This is a genomic window from Enterobacter sp. HNDS-6, assembly GCF_039850505.1.
Lineage (GTDB): Bacteria > Pseudomonadota > Gammaproteobacteria > Enterobacterales > Enterobacteriaceae > Enterobacter > Enterobacter kobei.
This window is the reverse complement of the sequence record NZ_CP156673.1, coordinates 4,606,425-4,619,955: the sequence shown is the minus strand read 5'-3', so window position 1 is coordinate 4,619,955 and position 13,531 is coordinate 4,606,425. Positions and strand designations below refer to the sequence as shown.

The window sequence follows — 13,531 nt, the reverse complement described above, 5'->3', positions numbered from 1 at the left end:
GACTTTGCATCATTGAATTAACCATTTTTGACGGTGCGCCAACGGCGGTGCATCAGTCTTCGGGATAAAGGCGTCCAGCGGTGCTTCGGCACTGTGGGCGCTTTTTTTTGGCTTTTTTTCAGGAGTGGTCATGGCGGATTTGTCGAGACGACGGTTTTTGCAGGCCAGCATGCTGGCGAGTGGCGCAGTGTTATTACCGGGTGTCATGCAGGCTGCCTGGGCGGCAGGCTCGGATAAACCGGAGCAGGAGACGGTACGTATCGGGTTTATCCCGCTGACCGACTGTGCGCCGGTGGTTATCGCAGCCCTGAAAGGCTTTGATAAAAAATACGGTATCACCATCGTCCCCACCAAAGAGGCGAGCTGGGCAGCGGTACGCGACAAGCTGGTGGCGGGGGAGCTGGACGCCGCGCACATTCTTTACGGTCTGCTGTACGGGCTTGAACTGGGTATTGCAGGCAAGCCGCAGCAGATGGCAAACCTGATGACGCTTAACCAGAACGGTCAGGCCATTACGCTCTCCAGCGATCTGGCGGAGAAGGGGGTTCGCGATCTTGACGGGCTGAAAACGCTGGTCGGGCAGCAGGCGCCTGGCACTTACACTTTCGCGCACACCTTCCCGACCGGAACGCACGCCATGTGGCTTTACTACTGGCTGGCGAGCGCAGGCATTAACCCCTTCGATGACGTGCGCACGGTGGTGGTGCCGCCGCCGCAGATGGTGATGAACATGCGCATTGGCAACATGGTGGGCTTTTGCGTCGGTGAGCCGTGGAACGCGAGGGCGATTAACGACCGCATTGGCTTCACCGCTGCCACGTCGCAGTCCATCTGGGCAGATCATCCTGAAAAAATTCTCGGCACGCGTCGCGACTGGGTGGAGAAAAATCCGCACACCGCCCGGGCGCTGGTGAGCGCCGTGATGGAAGCCGCGCGCTGGATTGAGGCGTCCCCGGAAAACAAACGTGAAACCGCGCAGATCCTCTCGCGACGGGCGTGGCTCAACTGCAAAGAACAGTATCTCACCGGGCGAATGCTCGGGGAATACGACAACGGCCTGGGGCAGCGCTGGCAGGACGCGCACCCGATCCGTTTCTTCAACGAGGGTGCCGTCAGTTATCCGTATCTCTCTGACGGCATGTGGTTCTTAACCCAGTTCCGCCGCTGGGGCTTGCTTAAAGCCGCGCCGGATTACGTGGGTATTGCGCAGCGCATTAACCAGACCGCGGTCTGGCAGGATGCTGCCACCGCCGTCGGCGGACTCTCCACTCCCTCATCACCGTATCGCAGCAGCACGCTGATGGACGGTACCGTCTGGAACGGAACCGATCCGGAAGGGTACGCCAACCGTTTTGCCATTCACCGTAAAGGGGCCTGATTATGCCGCATCTGCAAAACACAAAACCACAAGAGAAGCCTGAGAGCGGGGAGGTGATTGTCCTGCCACCGTTACAGGTTCGTCGTCGTACGCCTGCGTTGGCGCGTCGAATGAATGATGTTTTACAGCGCGTCATTCCGGCGTTTCTGGGGCTGGGGCTGCTGGTGGTGCTCTGGCAACTGGCGGCGATAAACAGCAAAGGCTTCCCGACGCCGCTCAGCACGCTCGACTCGGCCATAACCCTGTTCGCCGATCCGTTTTATCGCGACGGGCCAAACGATATGGGCATAGGCTGGAACGTGCTTGCGTCACTGCAGCGCGTCGCCATCGGCTTTGGTCTGGCAGCGCTGGCGGGGATTCCGCTGGGCTTTCTGATTGGCCGCTTCACCTTTTTCTCGCGCATGTTCAACCCGCTAATTGCCCTCCTGCGGCCGGTTAGCCCGCTGGCCTGGCTGCCCATCGGCCTGCTGCTGTTCCAGAAAGCGGAGCCAGCATCAAGCTGGACCATATTTATCTGCTCCATCTGGCCGATGGTCATCAACACCGCGGAAGGGGTGCGCCGTATTCCACAGGACTACCTCAACGTCGCCCGGGTACTGCAACTCTCTGAGTGGACCATCATGCGCCGCATTCTCTTTCCTGCCGTGCTGCCTGCGGTGCTGACCGGGGTACGCCTCTCCATCGGTATTGCCTGGCTGGTGATTGTCGCCGCCGAGATGCTCACCGGAGGCTTAGGCATCGGCTTCTGGATCTGGAACGAGTGGAACAACCTCAACGTCGAAAACATTCTCATCGCCATCGTCATTATTGGCGTGGTCGGGTTGCTGCTGGAGCAGGGGCTGATGCTGATTGCCCGTCGCTTTAGCTGGCAGGAAAAATAAGGAGCGAAGATGAAACCATTAATTCAGGTCCAGGGCGTGAGCCAGCGCTTTTCTACTGCCAGCGGCGAGTTTCTGGCGCTGCAAAACGTTTCGTTTGATATTCACGAGGGCGAAACCGTCAGTTTGATCGGCCACTCCGGCTGCGGCAAATCGACGCTGCTGAACCTTATTGCCGGCATTACGCTGCCGACGGAAGGTGGGCTTATCTGCGACAACCGCGAAATTGCCGGGCCGGGCCCCGAGCGCGCGGTGGTGTTTCAGAACCATTCCCTGCTGCCATGGCTCACCTGCTTTGACAACGTCGCCCTGGCGGTGGATCAGGTGTTCCGTCACACCATGAGCAAGTCTGAGCGTAAAGCGTGGATCGAGCACAACCTCGACCGCGTGCAGATGGGGCATGCCTTGCATAAGCGCCCGGGGGAGATCTCCGGCGGCATGAAGCAGCGCGTGGGCATTGCCCGCGCGCTGGCGATGAAGCCAAAAGTGCTGCTGATGGATGAACCGTTCGGCGCGCTGGATGCGCTGACGCGAGCCCATCTGCAGGACTCGGTGATGCAGATCCAGCAGGCATTGAACACCACTATCGTGCTGATTACCCACGACGTGGATGAGGCAGTGCTGCTTTCCGATCGCGTGCTGATGATGACCAACGGCCCGGCGGCGACCGTCGGAGAGATCCTGCGCGTTGATCTGCCGCGTCCGCGCAACCGGGTTCAACTGGCGGACGACAGCCGCTACCACCACATGCGTCAGCAGATCCTCCATTTCCTCTACGAAAAACAGCCGAAAGCGGCGTAACGAGGGGGCTTTGATGCGACTGGTCATTATCGGGAATGGAATGGCGGCCACCCGGCTGATTGACGGGCTAACCGGGCGGGCCTCGGGTCGTTTTGCTATCACCGTCGTCGGTGATGAGCCTGAGCATGCCTATAACCGCATTCAGCTTTCGCCGGTGCTGGGGGGCGAGAAAGCGGCAGCGGATATCTGTCTTCAGGATGAGGACTGGTACCGGGTACGTGGCGTTACGGTGCTGCGGGGCGAAAGGGCGCTTGCCGTGGACGTGGCCTCACGGGAAGTGCGAACCGCCACCCGCACGCTGGGCTGGGATGCCCTGGTATTTGCCACCGGTTCAACGCCTTTTGTTCCGCCGATCCCCGGCGGTGATGCGCCGCAGGTGTTCACGTTCCGCACCCTGGAGGATACCTGCGCCATTCAGGCAATTTCCGGTCCGGCGGTGGTGCTGGGGGGCGGCGTGCTTGGGGTTGAGACTGCGGCAGCACTGGCACGCTCAGGTGACAACGTCACGCTCGTTCATCGCGGTCCGTGGCTGATGGAACAACAGCTGGATCAACAGGCTGGCGCGCTGCTGGAGGAGGCGCTGGCGGAACGGGGCGTACGCTGTGAGCTTGCCTCCGGCATCTCGGCGATTAACGACAACACCGTGACGTTGCTCAATGGACGCAGTATTGCTACGGCGCGCGTGGTGCTGGCGACCGGCGTGCAGCCCAACATTGACCTGGCAAAGGCCAGCGGCCTTCATTGCGCGCGCGGGATTGTGGTGAATCACCGGATGCAGACCTCCGCGCCGGACATCTATGCCATTGGCGAGTGCTGCGAAATTGATGGCCAGACGTTTGGCCTGGTCGCCCCCTGTCTGGCGCAGGCCGATATCCTCGCCGCACGGCTGTCGGGCGACACCACTGCGCCGTTTACCCTCACCGACAACGGTGTGCGCCTCAAGGTGACCGGCGTGGAGCTGTTCAGCCTGGGTCGTGCGGCGGAGCAGGAGGGCGACGTGGTCTGGCGTTCATGGGATCCGCTGACGCGTCACTATCGTCGCTTACTGATCCATCAGGGGACGCTGGCTGGCGTGCTGCTGATGGGAGATTGCCGCAACGCGGCGACATTTACCGATTTACTGGCAACGGCTGCGCCCGCACACGCGGACTGGCTGTTCGATCGATTCACTACGCAACCACAGGTTGCAGGACAGAACGCTATGACAAAACCTACTCTGGTGGTGGTTGGGCACGGTATGGTCGGCCATCATTTTCTCGAAGATTGCGTTAACCGCAACTTACATCAGCAGTATCAGATCGTGGTCTTTGGTGAAGAGCGCTATGCCGCCTATGACCGCGTGCATCTGTCCGAGTATTTTGGCGGCCGCAGTGCGGATTCGCTCTCGCTGGTGGCAGGGGATTTTTTTGCTGATAACGGCATTGAGCTGCGCCTGTCGCAGCAGATTGTCGCCATTGACCGCGACGCGCGCGTGGTGCGTACCGCCAGTGGGCATGAAACGCACTGGGATAAACTGGTGCTGGCGACCGGCTCATACCCGTTTGTCCCGCCGGTACCGGGTAACGATCTGCCGGGCTGTTTTGTCTACCGCACGCTCGACGATCTCGACAACATTGCGGCCCATGCGGCGGGTGCGCGTCGCGGGGTCGTCATCGGCGGCGGGCTGCTGGGGCTGGAGGCAGCAAACGCCCTGAAACAACTCGGGCTCGATACTCACGTGGTGGAGTTTGCGCCCAATCTGATGGCGGTTCAGCTCGATAACGACGGTGCGTCGATGCTGCGCAAGAAAATCGAGGCGCTGGGCGTGGGCGTTCACACCGCTAAAGCCACCACGGAAATTGCGTCGACGGATGACGGGCTGGTGCTGCGCTTTGCCGATGGCGAAGCGCTGGAAACGGACCTGGTGGTCTTTTCTGCCGGTATCCGTCCGCAGGACGCGCTGGCGCGCAGCAGCGGGCTGGCTATCGGCGAGCGCGGCGGGATCTGCATTGACGATGGCTGCCAGACTTCCGACCGTGACGTGTTTGCCATTGGCGAATGCGCGTTGTGGGAAGGGAAAATCTTTGGACTGGTTGCCCCGGGCTACCAGATGGCACGCGTGGCCGCCGCCGCGCTGGCAGGGGAGGATAAAACCTTCACCGGCGCGGATATGAGCACCAAACTCAAGCTGCTGGGCGTGGATGTGGCGTCGTTTGGCGACGCTCACGGGCGCACGCCGGGGGCGCTGAGCTACCAGTGGACGCACGGCCCGCAGCAAATCTACAAGAAAATCGTGGTCAGCCACGACAGCAAAACGCTGCTCGGCGGCGTGCTGGTGGGGGACGCCAGCGAATACGCCACGCTGGTGCAGATGATGCTCAATGGAATCAGCCTGCCGAAAGCGCCGGAAACCCTGATATTACCCGCATCCTCAGGCAGCGCGCCAAAAGCGCTGGGCGTGGCGGCGCTGCCGGAAAGTGCGCAGATCTGTTCGTGTCATAACGTCAGCAAGGGCGATATTTGCCAGGCCGTGAGCGCGGGCGCAACGGATATCGGTGCCATCAAACAGTGCACCAAAGCGGCGACCGGTTGCGGGGGCTGTAGTGCGCTGGTGAAGCAGGTGATGGAGTTTCAGCTTGCTGAACAGGGCGTGGAGGTGAAAAAGGATATCTGTGAACACTTCCCCTGGTCACGCCAGGAAATTTATCACCTGGTGCGCGTCAACCATATCCGCACCTTTGACCAGCTCATCAGCCGCTACGGTCAGGGACACGGGTGCGAAATCTGTAAGCCGCTGGTCGGGTCCGTGCTGGCTTCCTGCTGGAACGAGTATCTGCTTAAACCGGCCCATCTGCCGCTGCAGGACACCAACGACCGTTACTTTGCCAATATTCAGAAGGACGGAACCTATTCCATCGTGCCGCGTATGCCCGCCGGGGAAGTGACCGCCGACGGGCTGATCGCCATCGGCCAGATTGCAAAGCGCTATAGCCTTTACAGCAAAATCACTGGCGGGCAGCGTATTGACCTCTTTGGCGCCACTCTGGAACAGCTACCGGAGATCTGGCAGGCGCTGGTGGAAGCCGGATTTGAGACCGGCCACGCTTACGGGAAATCTCTGCGCACGGTAAAATCCTGCGTTGGGTCGACCTGGTGCCGCTATGGCGTGCAGGACTCCACCGGACTTGCGGTCAAACTGGAGCACCGTTACAAAGGCCTGCGCGCGCCGCACAAAATCAAAATGGCGGTTTCCGGCTGTACCCGCGAGTGTGCCGAGGCGCAGAGCAAAGACGTGGGCGTCATTGCCACCGATAAAGGCTGGAACCTCTACCTGTGCGGCAACGGCGGCATGAAGCCGCGCCATGCGGATCTTTTCGCCAGCGATCTGGACGATGAAACGCTGATCCGTACCGTTGACCGGTTCCTGATGTTCTACATCCGCACGGCGGATCGCCTGCAGCGCACCAGCACCTGGATGGACAACCTGGAAGGGGGCCTCGACTATCTGCGCGAGGTGATCCTCGACGACAGTCTGGGTATTGCCCACGAACTGGAGCAGGAGATGGCCCGGGTGGTAGAAACCTACCAGTGCGAATGGCAGACCACGCTCAACGATCCCAACCGTCTGGCGCTGTTCCGCACCGCTGTAAACGACACTGCCGCAGAGCAAGGCAAACGCTGGCAGGAAATCTGCGGTATCGAGGATATCCCCGAACAGGCGGGCATTGGCGCGCGTCTCGGTCACAACGCAATTGCGCTGTTCCGCTTTGGCAAAACCGTTTATGCCCTCGATGACCTGGAGCCAGGAAGCCGTGCGAACGTGCTTTCTCGCGGCATTCTTGGCGATGCGGCGGGGGAGCCGGTGGTGATCTCTCCGCTTTATAAACAGCGCATTCGTCTGCGCGATGGCTGTCAGGTTGAAAATGGTGAGCCTGCGGTACGCGCCTGGCCGGTGAAAATCGAAAACGGCAAAGTGTGGGTCGGTAACGATGCCCTGGTCATGCGTGCGGAGGCTTCATGACAGAAACCCGGACAACATGCCCCTACTGCGGGGTGGGCTGCGGCGTGGTCGCCCGCGTGGAAGGCGGCGTGGTCAGCGTTCGGGGAGATGAAACCCATCCGGCGAATTTTGGTCGCCTGTGCGTGAAAGGGTCCGCCCTGGGGGAGACAACCGATTTACAGGGGCGGCTATTGCGCCCGGTCCTCGACGGTCATGAGGTGGACTGGACGCAGGCACTGGAGGCGGCAGGTGAACGGCTCCAGCACATTATCGACACATGGGGGCCGCAGGCGGTGGCATTCTACGCGTCCGGCCAGCTGTTAACCGAGGATTACTACGCCGCTAACAAGCTGATGAAGGGGTTCATCGGGGCGGCGAACATTGATACCAACTCCCGGCTCTGCATGTCGTCAGCGGTGGTGGGTTATAAACGTGCCTTCGGTGAGGACGTGGTGCCGTGCAGTTACGAGGACGTGGAGAACAGCGATCTGGTGGTACTGGTGGGCTCGAATGCCGCCTGGACGCACCCCGTTCTGTACCAGCGGCTGGTGCAGGCAAAGCAAACCAATCCGCAGATGAAGGTGGTGGTGATTGACCCGCGTGAAACGGCTACCTGTGATATCGCTGACCTGCATCTGGCGCTAAAACCCGGCAGCGATGCGGGGCTGTTTGTGGGGTTGCTCAATGTGATCCAGGGAACCGACGCGTGGCCGATGGCCCGCGTGGCGGCGTTTTGCGACCTTCCTGTGCAGGATATTGGTGTGTTTTATGACTGGTTTGTCACCGCGCCACGCGCGATCACGCTCTACACCATGGGGATCAACCAGTCATCGAGCGGTAGCGACAAGTGTAACGCCATCATCAACGTCCATCTTGCCAGCGGAAAATTCAACCGCCCGGGCTGCGGTCCGTTTTCGCTGACCGGACAGCCAAACGCCATGGGCGGACGGGAAGTGGGCGGGCTGGCAAATCAGCTGGCGGCGCACATGAACTTTGAGCCGGACGACCTTTCGCGGGTGGCGCGTTTCTGGGGAACGGAAAGGCTGGCGCAGACGCCAGGCCTGATGGCGGTTGAACTGTTCGATGCCATTGCCCGTGGCGAGGTGAAGGCGGTGTGGATCATGGGCACCAACCCAGCGGTCTCGCTGCCGGACAGTCACGCCGTATGTCAGGCGCTGGCAGGCTGCCCGCTGGTGATTGTTTCTGAGGTCATGAACGATACCGACACCAGCCGGTTCGCCCATATCCGTTTTCCGGCGCTGGCCTGGGGGGAGAAGGACGGCACTGTGACCAATTCCGAGCGGCGTATTTCGCGCCAGCGCGCCTTTCTGCCTGCCCCGGGAGAGGCAAAACCGGACTGGTGGATCGTCGCGCAGATTGCAAAACGGCTGGGGCACGGCGACGCCTTTGCCTGGCAACATCCGCACGAGATTTTTTGCGAACACGCGGCGCTGACGGCCTTTGAAAATGACGGCACGCGGGCATTGAACCTGCATGACCTGGCTGAACTTACCCGGGAAGCGTGGGAGCGGCTGGAGCCGTATCAGTGGTCAACGGGGGATTTTCCGCGCCGAAACCTGGTGCCGGTCGATCCGGTCCAGCACGGTGCGGCGGTCAGCACGCTGTACCCGGTGATCCTCAATACCGGACGCATCCGCGATCAATGGCACACCATGACCCGGACGGGGTATATGTCCCGGCTGATGCAGCATATCGCGGAGCCGTTTGTTGAGGTCTGCGCCAGCGATGCCGTGCGGTTCTCGTTGTGTGATGGCCAGCTGGCGCGGATCAGTTCGCCGCGCGGCGTGATGGTCGCCAGAGTGCGAGTCAACCGCGGCATCCGGCAAGGCGAGGCCTTTGCCCCGATGCACTGGAACGCCGTGTTTGCCCGTCAGGGAAAGGTGAATGCGCTGGTGGAAGGGCGCTGCGATCCGGCGTCTGGCCAGCCGGAGAGCAAACAAACCGCCGTTCGGATCATGCCCTGGCTGCCCGCCTGGCAAGGGGTGCTCTATACCCACGAACAGCCGGCGTTACCATCCTGGGTTCACTGGTGGCGTAAAGCCTCGCATCTGACGGTATCAGGAGATAAACCGTTGCTGTCGTGGGTCATGAACTACGCCAGCAGCCGGGGCTGGCAGTTACAGGTTGCTCAAACCGGCGAACGCAGTAGCGTGCTGGCCTGGCATGAAGGTCAGCTGATGCTCGGCTTCTGGGAAGGAACCACGTTACCGGAGCTGGTACACCCGATCATTGACGCTGCTTTTCGCTCGCCCCCCACGACGCCTGCAGAGCGTCATGCGCTGCTGAACGGGCAGGGTGTGGAGGAGACGGTGGATCCGGGACGCATTATCTGTAGCTGCTTCAGCGTCGGAGAAAATGCGATTCGGGAGGCGATAGCCGGAGGGTGCGAAAGCGTCGCCGCGCTGGGGGCAACGTTACGGTGCGGCACGAACTGTGGCTCCTGCGTTTCGGAGTTGAAAGGACTGTTTGGATGATGGTGTAAGGGCGTCGGGTGGCGTAGCCGCCACCCGACAATCAGTTTCAGGATAATCCTGAAATTTCCGCCAGAACTGCATTTCCAGGCTTATCGCGTTAACATAATAAGAGTTTATCCCTAAACACAGGTTCTTTTTTACGACGTTGATGGTTGTATCGTCCCGCATTCGTTTTCTGCTCTTACTCCCCCTTCTTACGGCCGGAGCCGTTCACGGTGCGCCGCGTTCCTTTATCCAGCAGGCACAAAATCCTTTTGATAATAACGGGGATAATCTGCCCGACCTGGGTATGGCTGCTCCCTCAGGGGAAGGGGAAAAGCACCTGGCCGAAATGGCGAAAGCCTTTGGTGAAGCCAGTATGACCGACAACGGCCTGACAACGGGCGAGCAGGCGCGTCAGTTTGCCTTTGGTCAGGTGCGCGACGCGGTGAGCGGCGAAGTGAACCAGCAGATTGAGTCCTGGCTGTCGCCCTGGGGGAACGCCAGCGTCAATTTACTGGTGGATAACGAGGGCAAATTTAACGGCAGCAGCGGGAGCTGGTTTATCCCCTGGAATGATAACAACCGTTACCTGAGCTGGAGCCAGCTTGGCCTGACGCAGCAGACGGATGGCCTGGTCAGTAACGCCGGAATCGGCCAGCGCTGGGTCGCCGGAAAATGGCTGCTGGGCTATAACACCTTCTACGATAATCTGCTGGACGAAAACCTGCAGCGTGCCGGACTGGGCGCCGAGGTGTGGGGGGAGAATCTGCGCCTGTCAGCGAACTATTACCAGCCGTTTGCCGGATGGCGCGACAGATCTGATGTTCAGGAACAGCGAATGGCGCGGGGATATGATGTCACCGCCAAAGCCTGGCTGCCGTGGTTTCATCACCTGAACACCAGCGTCAGCGTCGAGCAGTATTTTGGCGACAACGTTGATCTCTTCAACAGCGGAACCGGCTATCACAACCCGGTGGCGGTCAATCTTGGGCTTAACTATACCCCGGTTCCGCTGGTCACGCTGACCGCCGCGCATAAGCAGGGTGAAAGCGGCGAAAGCCAGAATAACCTCGGCCTGAAGCTTAACTACCGCTTTGGCGTGCCGCTGGTAAAGCAACTCTCCGCCAGTGAAGTTGCGGCCACGCGTTCTCTGCGTGGCAGCCGCTATGATTCCCCCGAGCGCAACAGCCTTCCGATTATGGAGTTCCGCCAGCGTAAAACGCTGTCCGTCTGGCTGGCAACGCCGCCGTGGGATCTGAAAGGGGGGGAAACCGTCATGCTGAAGCTACAGATTCGTAGCACGCACGGCATCCGTCAGATCCACTGGCAGGGCGATACCCAGGCACTGAGCCTGACGTCGCCCGGGAAGGGTAACAGCAGCGACGGCTGGAGCGTGATTATGCCTGCCTGGAATGAGGCAGAAGGCGCGACAAACCGCTGGCATCTTTCGGCGGTAGTGGAAGATGAGAAGGGCCAGCGCGTCTCGTCCAATGAGATCACGCTTGCGGTGGTGCAGCCGCTGATCGCTATACCTGACGACGACCCGCGCTGGAAGCTGCTGCCGGATGAGTAATCCTTAAAAAATGCGTTCCTGATGTACCCACACGGCGGCCTCAACGCGGGATTTTAACTTCATTTTCTTCAGCATATGCTTCACATGCACTTTGACCGTGCTTTCGGTGATATCCAGACGGCGGGCGATCATTTTATTCGGCAGCCCCTGGGCGATTAGTTTGAGAATATCGCGTTCGCGCGGTGTTAACTGGCTGACGTCACGGTCAGACGTGGCGCGGTTGGCCCGCAGGCTGGCGGCCAGCACCGGCGTCAGGGCTTCACTCAGCACCATCTCGCCGGCCGCAGCCTGCTGCAGTGCTTTAAGCAGATCTTCCGGCTCCATATCTTTCAGCAGATAACCATCCGCGCCGCGCTTCAGCGCCGTGACTACATCTTCTTCATGGTTCGAGACGCTAAAGACGACGATGCGTCCGGAAAGTGATTTTTCCCGCAGCTTGTCGAGGGTCTCCAGGCCGTTCATGCCGGGCATGTTCAGATCGAGCAGGATCAGATCGGGATCGAGGGACTCGGCGAGCTCAATGCCCTGTTCCCCGTTGCTGGCTTCGCCAACCACGGTAATATCGGGTGCCATGCTGACCAGCTGTTTTACGCCAGTACGCAGCATCGGATGGTCGTCGATCAACAGGATGGATGCCGGTTCCTGATTAGTCATGGGTTTCTCCTTGAGAAGTTGTAAGCGGTTTTTCGGGAATAAAGGTGACCACGACTTCCGTGCCACCCGTCTCTCTCCGGCGAACCTGACAATCACCGCGCAGGCTTTGGGCGCGGTCTCGCATAATGATTAAACCATAGTGGTTCGTGCGCTCGGCATTTTCCGGCACGCCACGGCCGTTGTCGTGAACCGTGAGTCTGACCTGGTTAGCGTGCTGGCTGACGGTGACCGTGACCGCCGTCGCTTCCGCGTGTTTAAGCACGTTGCTGAGCGCTTCACGGGCGATCTGCAGTAGATGAATAGCCTGATGTGACGGGACAAACCGCGGCGGCAGCTGGTAATCCAGCTTCACCGGGAACCCCAGCCGGGCGCTAAACTCATGACAGCTGGCTTCCAGCGCCGGACGCAGGCCCGGCTCGGTCAGCTGCAGGCGGAAGGTGGTCAGCAGCTCACGCAGCTGTACCCAGGAGGTATTCAGCTCGTTGCGTATCTGGCTGAGCAGCTGTTTATTACTGTCCGGCATCTGCGCATCCTGCATCTGCAGGCAGCTTACCTGCATTTTCATACAGGAGAGCGATTGGGCGATTGAGTCATGCAGCTCGCGGGCGATGGTGGCGCGTTCTTCCATAACGATCAGCTGCTGCTGTTTTTCCTGATGCCTGTCGAGCGCCAGCGTGGCCGTTAGCTGTTCAACCAGCGTATCAACCAGCTGTTGCTGATCGTGGCTCAGATGACGCCCGGCGGGCAGGGTCGCCAGCAGAATACCGTACTGGGTATGGCTGTCCGTTAGTCGCCATTTCAGCGTCGTGCCGCCAGTGGTCGACGGCGGCAGGCCGCGAGGGCATAAATGACAGCCTTTATCATCACAGGACATGTCGGACTGACAGGTAAACTCCTGATGATTATCTTCATCTTCCACGTCGTAAACTCGCAGTTCCAGGTCATGCAGCAGGGTCAGATTTTGCAGGCCATTCAGCACCGGGGAGAGGCGTTCACAGAGCGGCACCTGCATGTGCAGCCGGCGGTTGGCCTGCCACAGGAAAGAGAGGATTTCGTTTTTCTGCTCCAGCCCGGCCGTTTTTTCCTGTACGCGCTGCTCAAGCACCGCGTAGCTTTCGGACAGCTCTGCCGACATGGTGTTGAGCGCCTGGCCGAGCATCGCCATTTCGTTGCGTCCGCTGATGTGCGTGCGCTGGGTAAAATCCCGGGCGGTAACCGCCCGGGCCATGGCCAGCAGCTGTTTCCACGGATTCAGCAGCCGCGCGCGAAGCCAGATAATGGTGAAGATCAGCAGCAGGCCCATAAACAGCGCCATGGCACGGTGTACCATCACCACCCGGTCGATGCGTAATTCAGTGGTTTGGTCAAAAGAGGAGACCAGGGCATCAATGCGTGAGACAAAACCCGCCACGTCCTGCGCGACCGTCTCCGGGCTTTGCGCCTGTTTCAGTCCGGGTTCCAGTTGGGTGTGCCAGTAGCCCTGAAGGGCTTTAAGCTGGGATTGCTGACCGGCGCGGATGGCTGCATTTTCCAGTTCAGGGCTGAAAGCCGTGCGCTCCATTTCATCAATGAGAGGCTGGTCGTCCTGCGTCAGAGGCACCGACGCCAGCAGACGGTAACTCTGCATGCGTAGCGAGCCTGCCTCATTGATGGCATGCGCATTACCCTGTACCCCTTGTACCAGCCACCCAGAAATCGCCATGCCGGTCACGCCGAGTGCGGTGGACAGCAAAACGATCAGGGCTAACTGATTGACGAGTGTCAGCGGTGATAAACATCTTTTTAACATAG

Annotated in this window: 8 protein-coding genes; 6 read left to right on the top strand and 2 right to left on the bottom strand. The window is 60.1% G+C overall.

Annotation, left to right across the window (positions count from 1 at the left end; all coding sequences use genetic code 11):
• The first annotated feature begins 130 nt into the window (after positions 1 to 130).
• From ABFI50_RS21585 to ABFI50_RS21560, 6 genes are all read left to right on the top strand, one after another.
• Positions 131 to 1,378: a CmpA/NrtA family ABC transporter substrate-binding protein gene (locus ABFI50_RS21585; protein ID WP_023330586.1), complete on the top strand. Its 1,248-nt coding sequence runs from the start codon at positions 131 to 133 to the stop codon at positions 1,376 to 1,378.
• A 2-nt stretch (positions 1,379 to 1,380) separates the two neighbouring features.
• Entirely contained in the window at positions 1,381 to 2,259 is an 879-nt protein-coding gene (gene ntrB / locus ABFI50_RS21580) for a nitrate ABC transporter permease (protein WP_014884183.1), read from the top strand.
• 9 nt (positions 2,260 to 2,268) lie between these two features.
• Positions 2,269 to 3,057 carry an ABC transporter ATP-binding protein gene (locus ABFI50_RS21575; RefSeq protein WP_014884182.1) on the top strand — a complete coding sequence of 263 codons (789 nt, stop codon included), beginning with the start codon at positions 2,269 to 2,271 and terminating at the stop codon, positions 3,055 to 3,057.
• A gap of 13 nt (positions 3,058 to 3,070) precedes the next feature.
• Positions 3,071 to 7,057, top strand: a complete 3,987-nt coding sequence (gene nirB, locus ABFI50_RS21570; protein WP_088126639.1) for a nitrite reductase large subunit NirB — start codon at positions 3,071 to 3,073, stop codon at positions 7,055 to 7,057.
• Positions 7,054 to 9,531: a nitrate reductase gene (locus tag ABFI50_RS21565; protein ID WP_088126640.1), complete on the top strand. Its 2,478-nt coding sequence runs from the start codon at positions 7,054 to 7,056 to the stop codon at positions 9,529 to 9,531. Before nirB ends, ABFI50_RS21565 begins: the two co-directional genes overlap by 4 nt.
• Positions 9,532 to 9,679: 148 nt before the next feature.
• Entirely contained in the window at positions 9,680 to 11,086 is a 1,407-nt protein-coding gene (locus ABFI50_RS21560; RefSeq protein ID WP_014884179.1) for a YchO/YchP family invasin, read from the top strand.
• 3 nt (positions 11,087 to 11,089) lie between these two features.
• Here ABFI50_RS21560 and narL read toward each other — a convergent pair whose 3' ends face one another.
• Positions 11,090 to 11,740: a two-component system response regulator NarL gene (narL, locus tag ABFI50_RS21555; protein ID WP_008499531.1), complete on the bottom strand. Its 651-nt coding sequence runs from the start codon at positions 11,738 to 11,740 to the stop codon at positions 11,090 to 11,092.
• Positions 11,733 to 13,529, bottom strand: coding sequence for a nitrate/nitrite two-component system sensor histidine kinase NarX (gene narX, locus ABFI50_RS21550; RefSeq protein ID WP_117580382.1), 1,797 nt, complete (start codon positions 13,527 to 13,529; stop codon positions 11,733 to 11,735). The genes narL and narX overlap by 8 nt, the downstream gene beginning before the upstream one ends.
• Between the last annotated feature and the right edge of the window lie 2 nt (positions 13,530 to 13,531).